The sequence below is a fragment of the Bacillus nitratireducens genome (assembly GCF_036320425.1).
GTDB lineage: Bacteria > Bacillota > Bacilli > Bacillales > Bacillaceae_G > Bacillus_A > Bacillus_A nitratireducens.
This window is the reverse complement of sequence record NZ_JAUMJO010000002.1, coordinates 715,677-739,030: the sequence shown is the minus strand read 5'-3', so window position 1 is coordinate 739,030 and position 23,354 is coordinate 715,677. Positions and strand designations below refer to the sequence as shown.

At 37.2% G+C, this 23,354-nt stretch carries 23 protein-coding genes and 1 pseudogene; 5 read left to right on the top strand and 19 right to left on the bottom strand.

Going from position 1 to position 23,354, the window contains the following annotated elements; genetic code table 11:
- Positions 1 to 10: 10 nt before the first annotated feature.
- The 5 genes from Q3V31_RS10050 to Q3V31_RS10030 form a co-directional block, all read right to left on the bottom strand.
- Positions 11 to 1,471, bottom strand: coding sequence for a CoA-acylating methylmalonate-semialdehyde dehydrogenase (locus tag Q3V31_RS10050; RefSeq protein ID WP_016130014.1), 1,461 nt, complete (start codon positions 1,469 to 1,471; stop codon positions 11 to 13).
- Between the two features lie 183 nt (positions 1,472 to 1,654).
- On the bottom strand, positions 1,655 to 1,936 hold the full coding sequence (locus tag Q3V31_RS10045) for a cupin domain-containing protein (RefSeq protein ID WP_000464528.1): 282 nt from the start codon (positions 1,934 to 1,936) through the stop codon (positions 1,655 to 1,657).
- Between the two features lie 44 nt (positions 1,937 to 1,980).
- Positions 1,981 to 3,399, bottom strand: a complete 1,419-nt coding sequence (locus tag Q3V31_RS10040; protein ID WP_329764989.1) for an MATE family efflux transporter — start codon at positions 3,397 to 3,399, stop codon at positions 1,981 to 1,983.
- Positions 3,400 to 3,444: 45 nt separating this feature from the next.
- The gene (locus Q3V31_RS10035; RefSeq protein ID WP_329764988.1) at positions 3,445 to 4,917 is read right to left on the bottom strand and encodes an aldehyde dehydrogenase family protein; all 1,473 of its coding nucleotides are present in this window, start codon (positions 4,915 to 4,917) and stop codon (positions 3,445 to 3,447) included.
- A gap of 13 nt (positions 4,918 to 4,930) precedes the next feature.
- Complete coding sequence (locus Q3V31_RS10030; protein WP_000517544.1) at positions 4,931 to 6,217, bottom strand: NAD(P)/FAD-dependent oxidoreductase; 1,287 nt, start codon at positions 6,215 to 6,217, stop codon at positions 4,931 to 4,933.
- A 187-nt stretch (positions 6,218 to 6,404) separates the two neighbouring features.
- Between Q3V31_RS10030 and Q3V31_RS10025 the strand changes: the two genes are divergently transcribed.
- Entirely contained in the window at positions 6,405 to 7,637 is a 1,233-nt protein-coding gene (locus Q3V31_RS10025; RefSeq protein ID WP_000690185.1) for a MerR family transcriptional regulator, read from the top strand.
- Positions 7,638 to 7,707: 70 nt separating this feature from the next.
- Here Q3V31_RS10025 and bshB2 read toward each other — a convergent pair whose 3' ends face one another.
- Together bshB2 and Q3V31_RS10015 are read right to left on the bottom strand one after the other, a co-directional pair.
- Positions 7,708 to 8,370, bottom strand: coding sequence for a bacillithiol biosynthesis deacetylase BshB2 (gene bshB2 / locus Q3V31_RS10020; protein ID WP_000439465.1), 663 nt, complete (start codon positions 8,368 to 8,370; stop codon positions 7,708 to 7,710).
- A 15-nt stretch (positions 8,371 to 8,385) separates the two neighbouring features.
- The gene (locus Q3V31_RS10015; RefSeq protein ID WP_000407039.1) at positions 8,386 to 8,736 is read right to left on the bottom strand and encodes a YojF family protein; all 351 of its coding nucleotides are present in this window, start codon (positions 8,734 to 8,736) and stop codon (positions 8,386 to 8,388) included.
- 251 nt (positions 8,737 to 8,987) lie between these two features.
- Between Q3V31_RS10015 and Q3V31_RS10010 the strand changes: the two genes are divergently transcribed.
- Positions 8,988 to 10,313, top strand: a complete 1,326-nt coding sequence (locus Q3V31_RS10010; protein WP_000401242.1) for an ArsB/NhaD family transporter — start codon at positions 8,988 to 8,990, stop codon at positions 10,311 to 10,313.
- Between the two features lie 71 nt (positions 10,314 to 10,384).
- Here Q3V31_RS10010 and Q3V31_RS10005 read toward each other — a convergent pair whose 3' ends face one another.
- From Q3V31_RS10005 to Q3V31_RS09985, 5 genes are all read right to left on the bottom strand, one after another.
- Positions 10,385 to 10,612, bottom strand: a complete 228-nt coding sequence (locus Q3V31_RS10005; protein WP_001047525.1) for a coiled-coil domain-containing protein — start codon at positions 10,610 to 10,612, stop codon at positions 10,385 to 10,387.
- Between the two features lie 250 nt (positions 10,613 to 10,862).
- Positions 10,863 to 11,414, bottom strand: a complete 552-nt coding sequence (locus Q3V31_RS10000; protein WP_329764983.1) for a GNAT family N-acetyltransferase — start codon at positions 11,412 to 11,414, stop codon at positions 10,863 to 10,865.
- A gap of 220 nt (positions 11,415 to 11,634) precedes the next feature.
- On the bottom strand, positions 11,635 to 12,543 hold the full coding sequence (locus Q3V31_RS09995; protein WP_000728110.1) for an iron-hydroxamate ABC transporter substrate-binding protein: 909 nt from the start codon (positions 12,541 to 12,543) through the stop codon (positions 11,635 to 11,637).
- Between the two features lie 21 nt (positions 12,544 to 12,564).
- Positions 12,565 to 13,581 carry a FecCD family ABC transporter permease gene (locus Q3V31_RS09990; RefSeq protein WP_000653814.1) on the bottom strand — a complete coding sequence of 339 codons (1,017 nt, stop codon included), beginning with the start codon at positions 13,579 to 13,581 and terminating at the stop codon, positions 12,565 to 12,567.
- On the bottom strand, positions 13,582 to 14,616 hold the full coding sequence (locus Q3V31_RS09985) for a FecCD family ABC transporter permease (protein WP_000902733.1): 1,035 nt from the start codon (positions 14,614 to 14,616) through the stop codon (positions 13,582 to 13,584).
- A 275-nt stretch (positions 14,617 to 14,891) separates the two neighbouring features.
- Here Q3V31_RS09985 and Q3V31_RS09980 point away from each other — a divergent pair, with 275 nt between their 5' ends.
- Entirely contained in the window at positions 14,892 to 15,656 is a 765-nt protein-coding gene (locus tag Q3V31_RS09980) for a DUF817 domain-containing protein (RefSeq protein ID WP_000500240.1), read from the top strand.
- A gap of 114 nt (positions 15,657 to 15,770) precedes the next feature.
- Here the strand turns inward: Q3V31_RS09980 and Q3V31_RS09975 are convergent.
- Positions 15,771 to 16,807 (bottom strand): annotated as a pseudogene (locus Q3V31_RS09975) (DUF4003 domain-containing protein).
- Between the two features lie 298 nt (positions 16,808 to 17,105).
- Positions 17,106 to 17,582 (bottom strand): DinB family protein, encoded by a 477-nt coding sequence (locus tag Q3V31_RS09970; RefSeq protein ID WP_002076733.1) that lies wholly within the window; start codon positions 17,580 to 17,582, stop codon positions 17,106 to 17,108.
- A 184-nt stretch (positions 17,583 to 17,766) separates the two neighbouring features.
- Between Q3V31_RS09970 and Q3V31_RS09965 the strand changes: the two genes are divergently transcribed.
- Positions 17,767 to 18,258, top strand: a complete 492-nt coding sequence (locus Q3V31_RS09965; RefSeq protein WP_016130018.1) for a DinB family protein — start codon at positions 17,767 to 17,769, stop codon at positions 18,256 to 18,258.
- A 112-nt stretch (positions 18,259 to 18,370) separates the two neighbouring features.
- Here Q3V31_RS09965 and Q3V31_RS09960 read toward each other — a convergent pair whose 3' ends face one another.
- The 3 genes from Q3V31_RS09960 to Q3V31_RS09950 all read right to left on the bottom strand — a co-directional run bounded on the left by Q3V31_RS09960 (position 18,371) and on the right by Q3V31_RS09950 (position 20,570).
- The gene (locus Q3V31_RS09960; protein WP_000771042.1) at positions 18,371 to 18,847 is read right to left on the bottom strand and encodes a DUF2690 domain-containing protein; all 477 of its coding nucleotides are present in this window, start codon (positions 18,845 to 18,847) and stop codon (positions 18,371 to 18,373) included.
- Positions 18,848 to 18,863: 16 nt separating this feature from the next.
- Positions 18,864 to 19,376 (bottom strand): YjfA family protein, encoded by a 513-nt coding sequence (locus Q3V31_RS09955; RefSeq protein ID WP_000473750.1) that lies wholly within the window; start codon positions 19,374 to 19,376, stop codon positions 18,864 to 18,866.
- Between the two features lie 300 nt (positions 19,377 to 19,676).
- Positions 19,677 to 20,570, bottom strand: a complete 894-nt coding sequence (locus tag Q3V31_RS09950; protein WP_016130019.1) for a LysR family transcriptional regulator — start codon at positions 20,568 to 20,570, stop codon at positions 19,677 to 19,679.
- Between the two features lie 124 nt (positions 20,571 to 20,694).
- On the opposite strand from Q3V31_RS09950, the gene Q3V31_RS09945 reads away from it, so the two are divergent.
- A complete protein-coding gene (locus Q3V31_RS09945; RefSeq protein ID WP_329764973.1) occupies positions 20,695 to 21,660 on the top strand; it encodes a quinone oxidoreductase family protein in 966 nt (321 codons plus the stop codon).
- 76 nt (positions 21,661 to 21,736) lie between these two features.
- Here Q3V31_RS09945 and Q3V31_RS09940 read toward each other — a convergent pair whose 3' ends face one another.
- Both Q3V31_RS09940 and Q3V31_RS09935 read right to left on the bottom strand, forming a co-directional pair.
- The gene (locus Q3V31_RS09940; protein ID WP_016130021.1) at positions 21,737 to 22,189 is read right to left on the bottom strand and encodes a hypothetical protein; all 453 of its coding nucleotides are present in this window, start codon (positions 22,187 to 22,189) and stop codon (positions 21,737 to 21,739) included.
- 309 nt (positions 22,190 to 22,498) lie between these two features.
- On the bottom strand, positions 22,499 to 23,209 hold the full coding sequence (locus tag Q3V31_RS09935; protein ID WP_000745510.1) for a histidine phosphatase family protein: 711 nt from the start codon (positions 23,207 to 23,209) through the stop codon (positions 22,499 to 22,501).
- Positions 23,210 to 23,354 lie beyond the last annotated feature (145 nt).

Genomic DNA, 23,354 nt, shown 5'->3' with positions numbered 1-23,354 from the left:
CATGAATCTTTTAATAACGAGCCGTAAGCATTTTCTTGCGAGTATAGAATTCTACGCCATCTTTTCCATTTGCATGGAGATCACCGTAGAAAGATTTCTTATAACCTGAGAATGGGAAGAATGCCATTGGAGCGGGAACTCCAAGATTAACCCCAAGCATACCTGCATCAATTTCTTCACGGAATTGACGAATAGCTTTCGCACTATTTGTGTACAGACATGCACCATTTGCGAATGGTGATGCATTAGCAACATGAATTGCTTCCATCAAGTCTTTTACGCGTACTACAGAAAGAACCGGTGCGAAAATTTCATCTTTCCAGATTTTCATTTCCTGTGTCACATTGTCAAAAATCGTTGGACCAACAAAATAACCTTGGCTGTTTGCTGCATCGTCTTCACGTCCGTCACGAATAAGTGTCGCTCCCTGCTCTACTCCGGATTGAATGTATCCAAGTGTCCGCTCTTTATGTCCGTCACGAATAACAGGACCAAGGAACACACCTTCTTCCAAACCATTACCAATCGTAATAGCATTTGCCTCTTGAAGCAGTCTATTAACAAGCTCATCTGCAACGTCTTCTTCCACGACAACAACTGCCGCTGCCATGCATCGTTCACCAGCTGAACCGAAAGCAGCATTTGTAATTTCTTTCACTGTAGAACTAAGGTCCGCATCTTTTAATACGATTGAATGATTTTTTGCCCCCGCAAGAGCTTGTACACGTTTACCGTTAGCTGCTGCTGTTTTATATATATACTCAGCCACAGGTTGAGAACCAACGAAAGATACAGCTTTTACATCGTCATTGTCAAGAATGCCGTTAACGACGTCATGTGCACCATGTACAATATTTAGTACTCCATCTGGAAGTCCTGCTTCTTTAAACAGTTCAGCTATACGATTAGCCAATAGCGGTGTTCTTTCAGATGGTTTTAATACAAACGTATTTCCGCATGCAATCGCGAGTGGAAACATCCAGCATGGTACCATCATCGGAAAATTAAATGGCGTTATTCCTGCGATTACTCCGATCGGGTAACGATACATCCCTGATTCAACACCAGTTGCAATATCGGGAAGTTGCTCTCCCATCATTAAAGTTGGGGCACCTGCGGCAAATTCAACACATTCAATCCCCCGCTGTACTTCACCGTATGCTTCCTGATAACTTTTTCCATTTTCCAAGGTTACGAGCTTAGCTAACTCTTCCCAGTTTTCAATCAATAGCTGTTGATAGCGAAATAGAATCCGTGCACGCCGAGGTACAGCGATCTTTCTCCATGTTTTGAATGCTTCTTTCGCAGTTGCTACAGCTCTATCTAAATCTTCTTTAGTCGAAAGAGGCACACGAGCAATAATCTCTCCTGTTGCTGGATTTGGTACATCTTCAACTTGCTTACTTGTGGATTCTATCCATTGTCCGCCAATATAATTTTTCAACGTTTGTACATTTTTCGTTACTACCATGGTGAAGCCTCCTATTTTAAGATAACCATCCTATGTTATTGCACCTAAAAAGAAAGCGCATTCATTAGGTGGTATATAAACTTATTTACATACATTTCTTCAACATTACTACTCTAAATTTCTTATCCATTTCACACGCAGGAGTAGTCATCTGCTTAGCATTTGTCAACTCCCCAGTTCACATTATTTCAGAATAATCTCGTGGTTCATTTTATAATTCTTTTTCAAGAACACTGGGCAATCCCATTCACAAACAAGATCCTTAGCCAAAGAAACGACCCAGTCTTTTGTGATATGATACTTTTTCCCATCAACAGTAATAAACACTTCACCGTCTGTCACATAGAAAACTTCCTGTTCCTCTACATGCCAAGTACCTTTATTCGGTTCGCCTATCCATGGTTCCCATGTGTAGGCACCTAGTTGCTCTGCTTCTTCTGCTGTAAGTTTTTTCGCAAAAAACATGAAAATCCTCTCTCTTTCGTATTGGTAATTTTGAAGAAATAAGTCTATAAATCTACCGTCTTAACCTTTGGATCTTTTAAACGTTTAAACTCTTTCGTCATAAAGTATATGGCAATAAGAACACCTGGAATTTCTGCAGCAGGAGCGGCGTACCATACACCTTCTACGCCCCAGAATTTCGGGAATATAAATAGAAACGGTAACATGAACAACAATATTTTACTTACACTAATAAACGTTGCGGACCAGTTTCTCTCTTGTGATTCGAAATAACCGGAGATAAGCAAGCTGACTGCACTAAGCGTAAACAAACAATTGAATACAACTGTCGTCCAAATGCCCAGTTTTTGCAATTCAGGATTACCACTGGAAAAAAATGACACAATTGGATCTGCAAAAATGATTAGTATAGTTGTCACAATCACAAAGAAGGAAACTGTAAAAATGAGTCCCATCTTAATTGCTTGTTTCACACGATCAAGGTTGCCTGCACCGTAATTATAACTAATAATCGGTTGAAGTCCTGTCATCCCACCGAGCGCTGCTAAGGCGAGGAGATTTGTAATATAACCATTTTGAATCGTGAAAGCTGCAACGTGCAGACCACCACCGTAGCTTTGCAGTAAGTTATTGGTGAAAATAATCGCAATAAACATCATGAACTGACTCGAGAAAGATGCAAACCCCGTCCAAACTACTTCACCAATTTTCTTAAAATTAATCATCATGTCTTTCATTTTTGGTTTAAGTTTTGTTTTACCAAACCAGAAATAAAAGATTAAGAGAACAGGAATCGATTGCGAAATCGTATTAGCCCATGAAGAACCCATCATCCCCATGTCATACTTCACTACCATAATCCATTCCATAATCCCAGCAACAACCGCTGCAACTAACCAACTGTTCATTGATAATATAGGTTTTTCATCGATATTAGTTAAAATACTTAATACAACGGCCAATATCGTTAATGGTAACGAAATCCATAGCAGTCGGCTATATTGCACCGCATACGGAAGTGCTTCATCACTTGCTCCAAATAAAATCATAATATCATTTTCAAAGGCCAACCCAAGTATAGCTAACAAAGAAGACAGGAAAAGAGTAAACCATAAAGTTTGTCCCATATTACTTCTAGCTTCTTCGATTTTCCCTTTCCCCAGTCGAAGTGAAATGACCGCTCCGGCCCCCACCCCCAAAAGAACACCAATCATTCGGGTAATAACCATGACCGTAAATCCAATTCCGATCCCTTCGATTTCCAGCTCCTGAAAGCCACTGACGAAATAGCCATCGATAACCGATACAACCCCTAGAATTACGTTAGCCATAATTCCTGCCAAAGCAAACCGTAAATATAGTAACGGAATACTTTTGGTTCCCAGCACTGAATCATCTATCGGTTTATTCATTACTTCTCGTTTCTCTATTTTCGATGACGGACGGTTGTCCACTATTTTCATGAGCATATCCCCTTACAAATAATTTATATAGCAAGTTAAGCTCAATTAATTCGCATACCACCCTACCGGATTTGCATGCTGGTGGATATTGATTTGCTTCGTTTCCATAAAGTGCTCCAGTCCGACAACACCTAACGCTCTGCCGATACCACTTTGCTTATACCCTCCCCAAGGGCCTTCAACATAAGCGAGATGATAACTATTAATCCAAGTAATTCCCGCACGTAATTTACTAATGACACGTTTTGCTCGGTCCATATCTTCAGTAAATACAGCACCGGCTAATCCATAAATGGAATCATTCGCTTTTTGGATGGCATCTTCCTCATCTTTAAATTTCTGTACAACAAGAACTGGACCAAAAATCTCTTCCTTAACAATACACATATTCTCATTTACATCAGCGAAGATGGTTGGTGCAATGAAAAACCCTCGATCAAGCCCATTTTCTGTTAGGCGCTTACCACCGCAAACTAATTTTGCACCTTCTTCGATTCCTCTCTGGATATAATGTAAAACTTCATTCATATGAGACTCAGTTGTGAGAGCTCCCATTTCAATGTTCTCACTTTCCCCGTTGCCAACTACAATTTTGTTCGCACGCTCGGCCAATCTTTCAACAAACTTATCATAAATAGTCTCTTGTACAAGCAAACGAGATGCAGCTGAACAAACTTGCCCAGCATTATGGAAAATGCCAAACATCGCATTATCGACTGCGGTTTCAAAATCCACATCGTCGAACACAATAAGTGGAGATTTCCCACCTAGTTCAAGTGTGATTTTTTTCATATTGCTCGCAGCTGCGCGCATAATACTTTGACCTGTTTTTGTTCCACCGGTAAAGGCAACTTTGTCAACATCATGGCTCTCTGCCAGCTCATTCCCAACCTTTGAGCCAGGTCCCAATACTAAGTTTGCCACTCCGTCTGGCAGTCCAATCTCTTCAATAATTTCAAATAATTTGTATACGCTTACAGGAGTGACGTCAGCAGGCTTAATTACAATTGTATTTCCTGCGGCAAGTGCAGGAGCAATTTGCCAAACAGCTAACATAAGCGGGAAATTCCAAGGTACAATAAGTCCACAAACACCAATCGGTTCATTAATAATAATCGTTTCCGAATCATCCTCGCGAGTGTAAGATTCTTTTTTCATGCCTTTAATCAAGTCTGCATAATAGCGGAAGCATTGAATTGATACAGGAATATCCACATAGGTTGTTGCACGAATAACCTTACCGTTATTTTCAGTTTCCAAACGGGCAATTTCAGCTGTCTTCTCTTCAAGACGGTCTGCAATCTTATATAGATAGTTAGCTCTTTCATCAGCCGATAAGTTCGACCAGATTCCGCTGTCAAACGCTTTACGCGCTGCCTTGATTGCTATCTTCGCATCATCCGCCGATCCATGAGCAGACGTTGCGATAACCTCTCCGGTTGCAGGGTTAATTATGTTTCGTCTAGCACCTGATAATGCTTCTACCCATTTCCCGTCAATAAACATGTTAATTTTCATAAACACCTCTCCTTTACGCGATAATATCTACGAGTTTGAAACCAATATGTGCTATATTGACCAGCATCGTTTTCTGATTATAGAATGGGAATGATTTAAGGCGTTCTTTTTCAAATCGATATCCACCTGCACTCCCCGTAACGATCCATTGTGCCAATAACTTACCAAACAATGTCGAGAGAGACGCGCCATGCCCCGTATAACCCGTTGCAAAATATGCGCCTTCTTTGGATCTACCGATAACCGGGAACGTATCAATTGTTACCCCAATAAATCCACCCCAACGGTAATCAATCTTGCTTCCTTCTAGTTTCGGCATTATTTTAACCATGGCATCGTAAACATTTTGATAAACAGCATCACCTAAGTTTGGACGAATATCGCCACCGCCAAATATGATCCGATTATCTGGTGTACGCCTGAAATAGTAAAGGAAACTGCTTGTATCAAAAACCATGCGATCTTTAGGAATGACGGCATTCACTAGTGATTCTGGAAGCTGTTCAGTACCAATAATACGTGCCGAAATTGGCAGTACACCTTTATTCAATTCAGCCATAATTTTTCCGGAGTAACCATCTGTAGCGACAATAATGTCTTTCGCTGTAACAGTACCTTTTTCTGTAATAACTTTCACACTATTTCGGCCATACTCAATAGATAGTGCTTTCGAATGCTCAAAGATTTTTGCACCGATCGATTTAGCTGCTTCTCCCAAACCAATTGCATAGTTCAGTGGTTGGAACGAGTAACTCGAGTCGTCGACTAAGCAACCATAATATTGCGGGGAATCAATTTCTTGATGCAACTGACTTCGATTAAGCACGCTACATTCATATCCAAAATTTTTGTTTAAGTATTCACTTTCAAGTTTCAACCCTTCAAAATGCTTGGCTTTGTAAGCCGCCACAATGTGACCTGTCTTTCTGAAGTTACAGTTGATTTGATGCTCGTCGATAATGTTTTTAACTAGTTCAACACTAAGCAGAGAAAGATCGTTAAGCTGCCTCGCCTCTTCGGCACCATACTTCTTGGCAAGCTCCTGCATCGTTGACTTATAGCCTGGCAATACCATCCCGCCGTTGCGACCGCTTGCGCCATATCCGATTGTTTCCTGCTCAAGGACAATGACACTCTTCCCTAACTTTTGCAAATGATATGCAGAAGAAAGACCTGTGAAACCTGCGCCAATAATGACAACATCCGCTTCTTCATTTCCTTCAAGAGGTTTTCCTTTTTCATAGCTGTTTGCAGTCGCTTTCCAAAGTGAGAGAGTATCCATTCGATCCATTTTACCCATAGCTAATCCTTCTCCTTTCGTGACATGTATGTTACAATACACTCAAAAAATATTCAAAATATTCACATTTATTGAATTAATAATATGACTTGGAGTTTCCTCCAAGTCAATAGCCATTTAAGGGTTTTTTGAATTCATTTTGCGAAAAAAATGGAGTAACTCCATTTTTTTCATTGGGGGGACATCTATGAAAATTGGTACATTTGCGAAGCTTTTTCATGTTACAACTGATACCGTACGTTATTACATTGAACTAGGATTATTAATACCAGACAAAAAAAACACCCAGTATCATATGAACCAATCGTGTTTAGACGACATGGCTTTTATTACTGAGCTGAAAAAATTTCATTTTTCATTGATAGAAATCCAACGAATTTTATCGTATCGTCGTGTCACAAACTTCTCGGACCATGAGGATATCGACTACTACAACAACTTACTCATTGATAAAAAGAACGAGCTGAACATTAAAAAAGAAGACATATCAAAAGCGATTCAATTGATTGAAAAAGCGGTTCAAACTAGCTCACCTTCACAAAAAGAAGAGAATATTACAGGAATCCCGCTTGACTTTGTAAATCTACTCTATTGTCCGAAGTGCCGCATTCCACTTGAAATGAAAGATGTAACAATTAAAAAAGTCTACATTAACACGGGGAGTTTAACTTGTAGCTGTGGATATGAAGCAGCTATCGAGGAGGGTATTATCATTACCGCGAACTTGTACGAGACGTCACCTTATCCATCTTATTTTTACGATAAAGAAACGATTAAAGAGATTAATCCCAAAATGATTAACTTATTTGAAAAAAGTAATTTTCAATTTCAAAAAGTTCTACAAAATATAGATTTAAAAAATAAATTAGTCGTGGAAACGAACGTTGACGCTTTTGTGTCACTACCGAAATATATCGATATTCTTGAACCGAGCGCATCCTATGTATTCAGTGGCTATTCGCTTGCAATGCTTAAGAAGGTGAGAAATAGAATTGAGCGTATGAATCCGAAGCCACGCGTCCTTTATATTTTGAATTCCGATTTAAATCTGCCATTGAAACCGCTTAGCATCGATGTTTTTGTGGATAGTTTTACAATAACTGATTTTTCACTGCTCAACCCAGAGTTCCCAAGTCACGTTCTAAAAAACTATTTACATAACAGTTCAACAATTGTCGGTGGATACTCGTATTATGATAACTCGGCCAAATCCTTGAAAAATATTTCAGCCTTATATCCAAATTCCCATGAGCATATTTTACATCCAAAATACTTAGAAGAAAATTTATCAGTTAACGGATTTCAAATCATGCAAAATGAAAATATTGGTTACTGTACAGATCCAGGACCTTATTTCGATTATCATGTAAGAGACGAAAAATTCCACATGCTCATGTATTTGGCTAGTACGAAACAATAGCACAAAAAAGCGCCATCACAAGTGACGGCGCTTTTTCTATGTAAGAGCTACTAGAAGGTACCCTTCTAGCCTACTCCCATTTATAAGTCCAAAACTGTTCAAGTTGCAGCCATTTTAATGTTGCTGCGTCTTTGTTTTTTATTTTTGCATGTGTTTCTTCTAGCATCGCTTCTGTTTGTGAACGATGCGCGCCTAGTGCAGCTAATTTATGTTCAAATACTTCACTAATATTATTTACAACATCCGGTTCACCGAGTACTGCTTCTCGATTTCTCGTAATCGCAACCGCATGAATGGCTGGACGTTCTTCTTTTGGCATACGTGATACAGCGCGAACTACAGCGCGGCCAAATGCATCATGATCTGGATGTACCCCGTGTTCTGGATAAAATGTAATAATTCGAGATGGATTTACTTCTTGAATAATCGCTTCGATTTTATCTGCAACAAAATCAACATCTTCAAATTCTAACGTTTTATCATGGAAACCGAGCATTCTTAAATCTTGAATCCCCATCGCTTCACATGCATCTTTTAATTCTTTTTCACGGATATTTGGAATCGTTTCACGGTTAGCGAATACGTTTTTCCCCATGTTACGTCCCATTTGTCCAAGAGTACCACATGCGTACGTTACAGGTACTCCTTGATCTGTTAATAAGCGAATTGTTCCTCCCGCAGCAAATGCTTCATCATCTGGATGCGGAAATACAACAAGTACATGTCTCTCCATAAGTTTCCCTCCTTCTTACTTAAATGGCGTTAAGCTTAGCTCAAGCGCTACCGCTAAGCGGCCTTGGTTATCATGCCCTGCTAGTAATAAACGCTCTTTATCGTCTACTTCCCAGTGCGTAATGCCTTCTGCATATACCCAGCCATGATCCATTTTTAAACCAACTCGGTATGGATTTGTTCCAGTTATTTTCCCGCGCTCAAAGCGAATAATCGCATTTCGAATGAATGCTCCAACTGTCATCATCTTTTCATTAAAGTGTGACGCATACGCTCCGTTCGTCGTTTCTAAATGAATATATACATCTTTATTTACAAAACGTTCAATTTCATTTTGAATAAGAGAACTATCTTTTACTATTTCCATCGGAATTCACCTCTTTAAACCATTTTACGCAAAAATAATGTAAATTGCTATCTCTATATTAGAGGACAACGCCCACTTTTCCTAATAATTTGCACTGTGTTTTTTATATTTTTTATATGATATGTAAAAATCATATTTTTTCCTTCACTTTGTTAAATAGTTTTCTTTCTTTTTTGAATTTGCTACAATATAAATTACGCAGAGGGATGCATTTTTACAATTGAATACATACTTTAAAGAAGGTGACATGTTTGGAACATTCAGCACATGAAGTAGCAAATTGGCAATATTATTTTGCAATTGCCGTATTTTTAGTCACGTACGGATTTATTATTTCTGAGAAATTGAATCGTGCTGTAATCGCACTATTCGGTGCTGCTATTATGATTATTTTTGGAATTGTAGATTTACATACTGCTTTCACATCACATATTCAATGGGAAACAATCACCCTTTTAATTGGGATGATGATTCTCGTACATATTACGAGTCAATCAGGCGTGTTTGAATTCGTGGCCATTAAAGCGGCTAAAGCAGCTGGCGGAAAACCAATCCGCATTTTATTATTGCTATCCCTATTAACCGCTGTCGGTTCTGCATTTTTGGACAACGTAACAACCGTATTATTAATCGTACCTGTTACACTGTCTATTACACGTATTTTAAAAGTAAATCCTGTTCCTTATTTAATTTCAGAAGTGCTATTTTCAAACATAGGCGGAACAGCAACATTAATTGGTGACCCGCCGAACATTATGATCGGATCAGCTAATAAGCATTTAGACTTTAATGCCTTCTTACTAAACTTAGCTCCCATCGTAATTATTATTTCTATCGTTACACTTGGCATTATTTACTTCATGTATCGTAACAAACTAAAAACAACACCTGAGCAAATCGAAAAATTAATGGCATTAAATGAAAAAGATTATATTAAAGATCAAAGCCTCCTATTAAAATCCATTTCGATTTTAGGACTAACTATTTTAGGCTTTGTACTTCATTCTATTATTCATGTAGACGCTGCCGTAATTGCGATGACAGGTGCTACACTTCTTATGCTAATCGGCGTGAAAGAGCATGATATTGAAGATGTATTTGCCCACGTTGAATGGGTAACTATTTTCTTCTTCGCTGGACTATTCGTTCTAGTTGGCGGGTTAATTGATATCGGACTTATTTCTTCACTCGCAAAAGAAGTAATCGACGTAACAAATGGTGATATCGGTTTCGCTGCTATACTTATCTTATGGGTATCTGGTATCGCATCTGCGACAATTGACAATATCCCATTTGTCGCAACGATGATCCCTCTTATTCAAGATTTAGCTACTGGACTCGGGCTATCTGTCGATTCCCCGCAAATCGAAGTACTATGGTGGGCTTTATCACTTGGAGCTTGCTTAGGAGGAAACGGAACCTTAATCGGCGCATCAGCAAACGTAGTCGTTGCTGGTATTGCAAAACGTGAAGGACATGGGTTCTCTTATATGGACTTCTTAAAAATCGGTTTCCCCTTAACGATCATTGCGCTATTGTTATCACATGCTTATATATATTTACGTTATTTAATGTAAAAGTTGTATTATATGAAATTATATCTTCAAACAAAAAAGGTATGCAGCACTACGCCGCATACCTTTTTCCATCACCAAAATATACCTATAATTGCTAATCCACCTAAAATCATACCACCAATTTGCCCGACGATTGTTGGTGATAATTGAACACCTTTTCTCACTTCAACAACTGGTCTTTCGTGCCTTAATTGCTGCACTTCACTTTGAAGTTGGTGTACACTTCCATGTAATTCTTTAATTAGTTCTTTTAATTCAGCGACCTCTTCATTTACTGGTTTACTTTTTTCTAAATTCATTTTGCATAACTCCTTATAAAGTGAAACTTTAATCAGTGGGGGTTTTGTTCATCCCCCACTGATTATTAGTTGAACCAATCGGGCGTTTACGGGCGGCCCGACTCCCACCTAACTTCTTTGCTCCACCTGAATTTTGAGGTGGGAATTTTACTGCCCGTTCATGCGGGATACATTCAATCAGTTCACTGTAAAATTTCGCCAATTACCGGTATATCTCCTGCATACTACATATATAATATGGAATGTACTTTTAATCTTGCAACTTTATCCATTCATCCCTCAATATCCCCATAATCATACGATCAAAACACTTCCCATCTCTTTGCACCGCTTCTCTCATACAACCTTCCATCTGAAAACCCATCTTTTTATACAGTGTAATGGCAGGTTTATTATACGAAATAACATCGAGACCGATGCGGTGTAAATTCAATTCATAGAAAGCATACTGTAGAATACGGTGTATTGTTTCCCTTCCATATCCCTTCCCTCTATCATTCGCATCTCCTATACCAATTGCTAATAAACCTGTTCTGTTATTCCACTCTATGCCATGAATCGCCACAAAACCAATTAAGCGATCATCTTGAACTGTCCTTACCATGAAAGAAACACTATTCGATCTCCGTCCCTTTAATAGCCCATCATTTTCTATTTCATGTAAAGATTGCGGGAATGCTAAGTCTGTATCGACATTTCTTAAATACTCACTATCCTCTTGCCACATAGCCATTACTTTAGCATCTGTTTCTCTAATAGCTGATAATTTAATAGTTTTATTTTGAAAAAGATTCATTGTCATTTCAAACTCCCCTTTTATTAAATAGCGGGGACAAGTAGCCTATTTATCCCCTAGTTCCATACACTGCCTTATAAACGGGATACTTACAATAAGCGCTGACATTGGCACAACTCCTCTACATTGAATTAACTTCATTGTATAATTTTTTATTTATTCGAACAATAATAATTACAAAAAGACCCTCCAAATTTAGAGGGTCTTTCCTAATAGAAAAACTGTATTATTTTGTAAACATTTTCTCTGCTTCATCCATTGCCATTTTGTTTCCTAAAGCAGAATAGTCAAGCCATGGTTGGTCATTGATAATGTATACGTGCTTGCCTTTAACAGCTTTTAAGTCTTTCCAAATTGGTGTTTCTTGAAGTTGTTTAAATGCTGCTTTCGCTTTATCATCTCTATTTACAACAACGAAAATAGCATCTGCGTCAAAGTCAGGTAATACTTCTTGTGAAATGACTTCGAAAGGACGGTTTCCGTCAATTTTTTCTACACCATTTGCAGGTTGTAACCCTAAGTCTTGGAATAAAATTGGTCCCATCGGTCTTTTCGTGCTAAATACACGTAATTCTTTTGCAGTAACACGAATTGCCATTACTTTTTCGTTATTACCTAATTCTTTATCTATTAAACTTTTCACTCGTTTTGATTGCTCTTCGTAATCTTGAATATATTTATCCGCTTCTTTCTCACGGTTTACAAGTTTACCAACTTGTTTTAACTGATCTCTCCACGTACCTTCATCTAAATTGAAAGAATGTGTTTTTGCAATTTTTTCGTATTTCGCTAAATCTTTGCCCGCGTATTTTTCATCCACATAAATGTCAGTTGGCTTCAATTGAAGTAATGCTTCCATATTCGGATCCGTTACAACACCAAGTTTCTTCGTATCTTTCAACTGCTCTTTTGCATGCGGTAAGAAATCTTTTAAATCTCCACCAATAACAGAGCCTACAGGTGTAATTCCTAATGCCAGTAAATTATTCGTTAAGTGAATAGACATAGAGGCGATTTTCGGATCATTACTTTTTTCAGTTTTTTTCGTTGCCTCTTCATTAGATTTCGATTGACCACATGCTGCTAATACTAAAATACACATAATGCTAAATAAAATGGAAAGTTTCTTTTTCATATGTTCTCCTCTTTGAAGTATTTATTTTGTTTTTGTAAGTAAATAAAGAAAATACGGCGCTCCTAAAGCCGCTACTACTACACCAGCTGGAATAGAGTTTGGCTCGAATATAGAACGACCTATCGTATCTGCGAGTACTAAAATAATCATTCCAATAATGCCAGCTAACGGGAGGAAGTGCTGATATGTACTACCTACTAACTTCCTTGCAATATGCGGAGAAACTAAGCCGATAAAGCCAATTCCCCCTGCCATTGATACGCTTGCACAAGACAATCCTACCGCTGTAGCTAAAAGCAGTAACCGTTCTTTTTGAACAGATACACCAAGTCCTGCTGCTACACTATCACCTAGTGACAGTGCATTTAACGTTTTAGATTTTAGCCATGCGTATGGAGTTAGTATCAAAATCCAAGGTAATAATGCTAGGACATGAATCCAATCTCTTCCCCACACGTTACCAACTAACCACCTAGAAGCGAACGTATACGTCTCATCATTTAACTTGAGCGAGAAAAATAACGAAAGTGCACTAAAACCAGCTGAAACTGCAATCCCAACAAGAATAAGTCTAATGGGAAGTAAACCTTTTGACCGATCACTCGCAAGCAAAACAATAAGAAATGCAGCTAACACTCCTCCGCCAAATGTAAATAACGGTATTAAAATCGATGCACTCTCGTTAATAGAATGAAAGAAAGTAACAAATACAATAAGCCCGAAAGATGCACCCGAATGTAACCCGAGAATACCAGGATCTGCGAGTGCATTACGAGATAGCCCTTGCAAAATCGCACCGGAAACCCCAAGGCCAATACCTGCTAACATTGTGATTATAATTCTTGGCATACGATAATCGTATAGCACGGTTGCACTCTCAAAATCACCATAGCCAAAAAGCGTTTGAATTACTTTGAGCGGTGCGATGCTCAGCGTCCCCGTATTTAAGCTAATCAAAATTACAGCGATACTTATACATCCGAAAATTGTAGTTACAGTAATAGCCCTCTTTTTATCCGTGTTAAAAAGATCCTTCACTTATAACTCCCTCCCAACTTTACGTGCTATATAAAGGAAGAACGGAACTCCAACAAGAGCTACCATAATTCCTATCGCAAGTTCTTTAGGAGGATTTACTGTTCTTGCCCCTAAATCAGCTAATACCAATAACATAGCTCCTAATAATGCTGACATAGGAATAATAAGCCGATAATTAACACCAACTAATTTTCTAGCAATATGCGGAATGACCAGTCCTACAAATCCAATAGAACCAACAGCTGAAACAGAAACACCTGCAAGAATGACTACTATAATCATCCCAAATATTCTTGTACGGTTCGTTTTCACGCCTAAATTCGTAGCAACATCATCCCCCATTGATATGAGTGAAATAGATCGCCCTATCACTGTCGCAAAAACAATTGTTATGAGAATAATAGGCACTAAAAATTTCAAGTGTTCCCACTTAACGCCTGCAACACCACCAGCGTACCAAAACGCTAAATCTTGACTTAAGTCATAATAAATCGCGACGCCTGAACTTAACGAATGTAAAAGCGCGGCCATAACTGCCCCTGCAATCGTTAACCTCATCGGTGTTAATCCGCCTGATGTTGCTGATCCGATAATAAAAATGAGTACTGTACTTAAAACTGCTCCAATAAAGGAAACAATCATTAAGTAGGAATACGGCATATGCGGGAAAAAAGCAAAACTAAGTGCTACTACAAACATTGCGCCTGCATTTATCCCAAGCACTCCTGCATCCGCTAACGGATTTCGTGTTACCCCTTGCATAACAGCCCCAGCGACTGCAAAAGCTGCTCCTACAACTGCCGCACCAATTACCCTCGGAAGCCTTAATTCATAAATAATTTGATGCTGCGTTAATTTCGGATTATAATCAAAAACCGCTGCCCACACCGTTTGCAAATGAATATCCTTTGCCCCGAATGCAATAGCTAAAAATATAGATCCGATTAAACATAAAATTGTTAAGCTCATGAAACATACGAACTTAATATGTATCCAGCGATTATTGCCAGCATGTACAGTAGACTTATGTAACATGTTTCATTTCATCCTTTATATTCAGTTGTTTTTATAATTACTTTTTATTTATAATCATTATTGATAATAATTATCATTTTCATTTAGATATTATATCCCCACTTTTTTTAAATAGCAAACTATTTTTTTACTTTGCTAAAATATTAAAATACTTATTACAATTCCCTTCTAAAACTTACAAATACATGCAAAATGACGTACTGTTTTATTTCCATATTTGTAGTATACTAAGTTATTATTTTAATTTTCTAAATATATTCATTGAAGGTGAAACAATGTTTTATGTAAAACAACTACTACACTTTACTTACGAACAAGCATTATCCTGCTTGTTCCCTGTTGTTATTTTCTTAACACTAGCCCTTTCAAAAATCATTTCTATTCCGGGATTATATCGCTATGATTTCATACTTATCGTATGTGTTCTTATGCAGTGGGTGATGTATAAGACTGGTCTTGAAACGAAAGACGAACTAAAAGTAATTACTGTCTTCCACCTCATCGGCCTTTTGCTAGAAATATATAAAGTACATTTCGGTTCATGGAGTTACCCCGAAGAGGCGTATTCGAAGATTTTGGGGGTTCCGCTTTACAGTGGTTTTATGTATGCAAGTGTTGCAAGTTACATATGCCAAGCGTGGAGAAGATTGCATTTACAAATGCATCATTGGCCGAAAGCTATTTTTGCAATACCTCTAGGAGCAATGATTTACTTTAATTTTTTTACACATCATTTTCTATACGACTTTAGATGGGTATTAACTTTAATTTTATTCATTGTTTTCTTTCGCACATTTGTGGAATTTTCATTACGAGGCATTACATATAAAATGCCACTCGTTCTCTCCTTTTTCCTTATCGGTTTCTTTATTTGGATTGCAGAGAACATCGCAACATTTTTTGGAGCGTGGCAATATCCAAATCAACGGGAAACGTGGAATCTCGTTCACTTAAGCAAAATTAGCTCATGGTTTTTACTCGTTGTTATTAGCATTATGATTGTTACACAACTCAAACATTTGAAGGAGTCGAAAAGATAATGCTGCTTATCTAAAAGCAGTTAGCCCACCACTCATTAGAGAGTGATGGGCCTTTTTTATTAATATTTTTCAAACTGTTCGTTATAAATTCATCATAATTTACAAGAGCATAAATTATGAACTACTACTAGCAGAAGATGTCGCTGCAGATGAAGCGGCAATCGTTGCCATCATAGCTGCCTGTTGTGCTTGTATGAGGACTTCTATCATAGTTTGTAAACCTGTGTTGGTAGCTTTACTTTCCTCACCTTTCTGACTTACGAACAGTTGAATAGCAATAAGAATATTCGTATCTGTATGCCAACGGAAGAATTTCTCCCCCTGCAATTTTTCAATCAACGCTTTAATAGAATGAATCTCTTTTTCTCCATCCTCAAGTAACGCTAATAGCCCGATAGCTGGGTAATGCATCTGTTTCACTTTTATCTTTTCCTGCTTTAACAAATTCCATATGTTTGTGCATGTTGCAACTAACATTTCTTCACGGACATCCTTCTTTAATGAAAGTATATGACTTAAAAATTGAAGATCATTCCCTTTACGCAAACCAGCTTTCGCTAGTTTTTGATAAAGACGTTCTACTCGATCCATAAGTGTTTCCACATTCTCTGATTGTCCTGCTAGTAAAACCGCGAGCGGATAATCATTTGTACCTGTAAGAAAAAGGTGATCCTCTTTCATACGTTTATATACTTGCATCGAACGCTGAATGTGCGTGCCATGCTGTTCATTTTCTTCTGTTAAAAGCACAGCTGCTGCGAGATAAGTAAATATACTTCGACTAAAACCACCAGCGACCAATTGTTCATATAAATCTAAAAACTCCCGAAAAGCTTTCTTATAATCTGTAAAGTGAATATCTAATGTTGCGGCCACCACAAAGCGATGATAAGACTTTAAGTATGAAAACATCCCTACCTGATTCTTTATATAACTACTAATTTCTAAAAAACGGCCGATATCAAACAATTTATCACTACCTGCATACATAGCAGCAATCATCATACCGGTTCGAGAATCACTCGTTTTCCATTTTAGTTCTCCCTTTAACTGTGCATATGTATGTGTGTATTGCCCCAACTTTTTTTCCGATGTAATCATAGTATTCCCCCATTTTCTAGTTCCTCTCTTTTATTATACGTATATTCCATATTTAGGAATACCCTATTTCATACAGATTTTGCAACCTTATTTCTGTATTATCTTCAATATTTTACTATTATGTAAATAAAAACTAATAACTATTCCTACTTCATCAGTATCACGATGGTAAGCGTTCATAATCCTTCAAGAAGTTCAACAACAAAAAAGATAGATAATAAATTATCTATCTTTTTTGTCTTTATATTATTTAACATTACACCTGTATTGTGAAAAATAAGATTGTAACTACTTACACCTCAATTTTCACAAAACATCTGTGATTTCGTTTTTCATATGCAATTAAAACTAAAGAGCCTTAATAATACGTTCCATCGCCTTCATTTGCCCAATATGATCAGCTTCATGATAAAGCATCATACCGTATAGCTCTCCTACTGTTTCCAATCCTAGGAATGGCTCTGGCAGTTTATTTTCAAATGCTTCTGCTGGAATTTCGTTAATACGTTTTGCTTGTTCTTTTAATTGAGCCGTTAACACTTCTAATGATGGTCCTTCTGTTTTCCATTTAGACGGTTTTGATCCATACCCAAACATACCTGGATATTCAGTTGGTAATTGTTTGAATTCTTTTCCAAACATGAAAACTTCTGCTGCCGTTAACACATGACCGATATGCCAGCGAATTGTATTGTTAAAACCCTCTGGCTGCGTATCCACAGTTTTATCATCTAGCGTCTCCATAAATTTAAGTAATGCCCCGCGCGTTATTTCAAATTGTTTTAAACCAATTATTCTATTCATTTTATCGTTCCCCTTCTTCATGTACAATTTATTATGAACTAAGAATGTTCAACTTATTAAAGTTTCACCTTGTTTAATCTATCAGAAACAATGAAGAAATACATCTAATATGCTTAGCAAAAATAATAAAAAGGTTCACCTCTCGTACATATAGAATTACTTACTACACAAATAGTTTAGTAAATAAAAGAGGAGTGTTAATTTCATGTTACATGTTTTAAAACAGCAATATAATCTTATTAGCGCTACAAGAGAAACTCTATTTTCATTTTTGGAAGAAATCCCACTAGAAAAATTACATAGCACTGTTCCGAATTTCGGGAGCGGTAGCATTATAAAGACACATATTCATGTAGCCGATTGCTACCGATACTGGCTTGGATCATTCGCATTTAAGCAAAAACGAGCAGATTTTTCATTTGCTAGTGATTATGAAATTGAGCATGCAGATGTCGAGAAAGTTCGTGCTAGATTTAAGTTAGTCGATGAGGTTGTAATGCGTTTTTTAGATGAATACAATGACCGTTGGCTCGAAAATATAGCAAATGAAGTGAAATGGCAAAAAGAACCTTGGAGCACAACTCCGCTATGGCTTTTAACTCATACGGAAACACATGAATTTCATCATAAAGGACAAATCGTATCTATGGCTCGTCACCTTGGATATACTCCTCCTGATACAGACCTTATTAGTTGATTCAAAGGCCCTGATTACCGAAAAGATTAAAATGAATACAGATCGAGCATGTTTTGAAAACCAATGAAAACATGCTCTTGAAATATGCTATCTTAAAATTTCTATAATTCCATCAATACCAAATTGTCTCAGCATAATTATACGCGTCACTATTCGGAATGGCATGTTTCCCCTGCGCTTGTGCCTTTCTTGGATCTAAATCATATACCATTGGCGTATAACATGATGTTTGCCCTTTATTCACAACACCATTTCCTCCAGCACTTCCGCAAGTGTATGCCTTTCCATCTGTTTTTCTAACAATCCTTGCATCAGCTTCATTATTATAAACTGCTGGACGAGTTACAGTAACTTTTGCCCATGCAGTCTTACACGTCGTACTAAACTTTAATTCCACATAAGAATTTGAATCAATCCATTTCTTTTCTTTCGTTACTGCTGATTGATCACAACTATTGTAATACGGACTTTTCCCATCATACGAATGGTCTTCTGCATATGCTTTATCATTATTGGTCGTACTAAACATACTAGTTAAAACGAGCAACGATAGACAGAAACATGCGCTCAGCTTTTTTAAAAGTTTCAAAGTATTCCACTCCTTTTTAATAGCGCCCTGTTTTTCCGTAACCGTTATTAAACGTAACTGCTTCAGCATCTGCTGTGTATCCGAAATCAGCAGTTAAATCAAATACCATTCCTGTATAAGTACTCGTTTGACCTGTTTTTATTGTGCCGTTCCCCTGATTAGAAGTGACTGATTTTTGGAATACACCGTTTTTGTATTTATTCACAACAGCGTACGCATACACTCCTCCCGAAACAGCTGGTGCTGGTTGATCTAAAACAAACTTAGCCCAAGCTGCATGACATTTATTACTGTAACGTAAATACACTGTCCCTACTTTTTTACTACCTTCATACACCGCTGTAGACTTTGCATTAAATCCATCTGCATCACAGGTTGTACTGCCTCCGTATACTTTCGTTGTTGCTGGATTTTTCCCGTCATAGTAACTACTTAAATCAGTAGCTGCAAATGTACTTCCTTGGAAACTAAATAATACACCTACACTCGCTACACTTAACACACATACTTTCATTAGCTTTTTAAACATTTAAATCTCCTCCCTCAAAATAAGAACGTATAATAAAGACAATCTATCTCCTATGTACGCCCTCCTTTCTTACTTCCTAGAGGCATCTTACAGAAACGAATAAACGTTGTAAATTCCCTTATGGTTATTGGAATATACGAAGAAATTTACTTATCCTTGTAAGAAAAAAAGTTGAGAAATACACATTTTATAGCATTCTTTATTTAAAACATAAAAGAACCGATACTTGTTTCATTCAAGCATCGGTTCTTTATACAAAAGTGCCATTTTTTCTTTTATATAAAATAAATATTTCTCCACTTAATCCGTTGTAAAAGACTCCCTCGTTACCTCAATAAATTGCTGTAGCGGAGCTGTCATCCATTTATCTTTATGCCAAGCGATTTGTGTATAAATCGGTGAGATTGCATTTTCTAAATGTAACTCTTTTATCGTCCCCTCTCGTATATCTTTTTCTACTACTATTGCTGGCAAAACTGCTATACCTAAATCTGCAATAACACATTGTTTAATTGCCTCGACACTAACAAACTCAATCTTATTTGCTGGATACACATCTTCTGTACGAAATAGCTCTTCAAATAAAGTCCGATACGAGCAACCGAGTTCTGTTAGTAAAAGTGTCTCGCTCTCCAAATCTTTTGTAGAAACGGAAGTTTGCCCGAGTAAATGATGCGCTGGAGCAGCGACTACTTTTAATTCTTCTTTCATAAGTGGCTCCACATGTAAAACATCCTCTGTTTTACATTCGTCCAAAATAAATGCAAGATCTACTTTCCCTTCCATCAATTGTTCCTTCGCATCTTTATTTGAATGTGCAGGTTTAAATATAAGCTTTATTTGGGGAAATTGTGCTTTAAACCTTTTTAATATGGAAGGAAGCCTATATGTACATTGACTTTCTTGTGCACCAATTATTAACGTACCTGCCATTTCCTCATCATCTTTCACAGCCATTTTCGCTTCGTTACTAAGCGCAATCATCTTATCGGCATATAGTTGAAACTTCTTTCCTGCCTCAGTTAAGAAAAGACGTTTTCCTAATCTCTCAAATAATGGTGTACCGAGCTCAGCCTCTAACGTTTTAATTTGCGCTGTCACGCTCGACTGAGCGAAGTTTAATTTCTTCGCAGTTTGTGTAAAATTCAAACTTTCTGCTGCTACTTTAAATGTAATTAATTGTTTTATCTCCATTTATCATCCCTCTTTTTCAATCGGTATTTCCGATTGATTTTATCGAAATAATCCTCTTTGCCTATTGATATTTGTATTGTATGATAAAGAACATCGACAAACAATATAAATGGAGGTATTCCATATGAAAGCACTTTGCTTCGAAACATTCGGAGACGCTAATGTACTACAATATAAAGAAATACCTGATCCAATCATAAATCCAAATGAAATCCTTGTTCGCATGCAAGCAATCGGTTTAAATTTCGCTGATATTTATAGACGCCGCGGCGATTATCATCTCGCTGGTAACCCGCCTTATATATTAGGTTATGAAGGCGCTGGTATTGTTGAAAAAGTAGGAGCTAACGTTACTACTATCAATCCCGGAGACCGCATTGCATTTGCTGACGTTCCATTTGCAAATGCAGAGCTAGTTGCTGTTCCATCTGAGAAGGCAATTAAGCTTCCGGATGCTATCTCTTTTGAAACAGCCGCTTCTGTCTTATTGCAAGGTCTAACAGCACATTATTTAACGAACGATAGCTATCAAATAAAACAAGGTGATATAGCTTTAGTACATGCCGCAGCTGGTGGCGTTGGTCAACTTCTCATCCAAATGATTAAACTACAAAGCGGAAAAGTAATCGGTCTTACGTCATCAAAAGAAAAAGCACAGATAGCCACGTTAGCTGGTGTTGATCACGTATTTTTATATACTGAAGCATGGCATACGAATGTACTTGAAATGACTAATGGCGCTGGCGTAAATGTTGTGTATGAATCCGTAGGTTCTACATTAGAAGAAAGTTTTAAAGCGACTAAAGTTGGTGGTACTGTCGTATTTTACGGAATGGCTGGCGGTAATCCAACGCCTGTAGATCCACGTATGCTTATGGATACTTCAAAAACTTTAACTGGCGGAGACCTTTGGAACGTACTTACTACGTATGAAGAACGTAAAAAGCGATCTACTCAATTATTTGATTGGATCGCTACTGGTAAATTAAACATTGCGACTCCTACTACATTCACCTTACAAGATGGTGCTTTTGCACATGAATTATTAGAGAGCCGTAAAAGTACTGGGAAAATTTTATTAATTCCGTAATCTTTCCACTTTAAAAAGGAAAGATAAGCATACTAAAAGAGCATCGATTCCGATGCTCTTTTAGTATGGAATTTTATTAGTTTCTTTTCATTCCAGTAATTTTCGGCTCATCATATGAAATAATGTCGATGATATGGTTCAAACAAGGAATTTGATAATGAACGAACTGCTCTTCAGGAAATATAAATTCAGCAATTGTTCCTGCTTTAACAAAATCCAAATATCTTGATTTTGAGTAAACTCTAAAAATTCTACCTTCTGAAATTTCGTAGTCATCCATTACAGTAAACGATTCATTAATAACGGAGTAAGCAACATACGATTCAAAATCCAATTGCACAATTGGCAGATTGTCATCAACATCAATGGATGATGCTTCTATTTTAACCTCATCTGTAATTTTCGCGAGTCCCTTAGTTTTGTTAACTTTACACCTATCAATAAGTACCCTCAGTGAATTTTCTTCGGGTTCAAACAATTTGTTTAAATATATATACCCTTTAAATTCCATCAAATCTTGAAAATCCATTATTTCCCCCCATTTTGAAAATCTATCTGAAACAGTTGCGAGTCTCTTTACATAACTGCTCAACCAAGATTTTATACACCTATTCTAATCAACTGTAACATAAATCATTGTACACTCTTACTTTATGTTGAAAGTGGTACTGTTTTTGGTACAAACTCAACGAAAAATGATTTAAATCAATAAAAAAAGACCCTTCCGCTTATGCGAAAAGGCATACGATCTTATTTGTTATTTTGAGTAAAACTCACCCTAAAAAGATCTCGTTAAGATCTTTCTAGCTTCTTTTTCTTATTTCTATTTGAGATATAATTATATTTCCACACTTTCTTTCCCTTTTGCAACATAGCTCATATCTCCAACCGACTCGACTGTGTACTTCCCATCTTGATATACAATCTTCGTCACACTAGCATTTTCCACTCCAAGCTTTGTTTTGCTACTATCTAACAGTTCTATTAAGGTAGTAATTAAAAGCCCATGAACGACAACTAATACGTTACCGCCACCATTTCCAACAGCTTCTTCACTAATTTTATCAATCTCTGCTTTTATACGAGTAGAAAATAATTCCCAATCTTCCGCCTGTTTCGTAGGGTCTGCTGCTCTAATCAGGTTAATCACTTCTTGAATAGAAAACTTCATGAGTTCTTCTGGTGATGCAACGCCCGCAGCTTTTCCAACCACATCCCACATATTTTCAAGTTTTTCACCTTCAAAAATACCAAAATTTAATTCTCGTAAATTTTTCCTTTGCTCAAGTTTCAATTTTGATTGTTCACTATACTTTAATACTAAATTAGCAGTTTCAATCGCTCGACCGCTATCACTACTATACGCTTGCATAAAATGAACATCTTTTAATCCCGTTCCTAAATTAGAGGCAACTTCCACACCTTTTTCTACTAATGGAGAATCTGCCCAACCTTGCGCACGATGATTCGTATTTAATATTGTTTTACCGTGTCTTGTAACATATAACGTAACTACATTCTCATTGCTATCTGTTTCTCGCTTCTTCATTCTATTCTCTCCCTTTACATTTCTATATCAATTTTACCATCTCAATTATTCATTGAGCAAAATATACGTAAGTGAATTTCCTTAATAAAAAAAGCTATCTTTCTGTATATCCCTACAAAAAGATAGCTTCTTTTATGATTACATT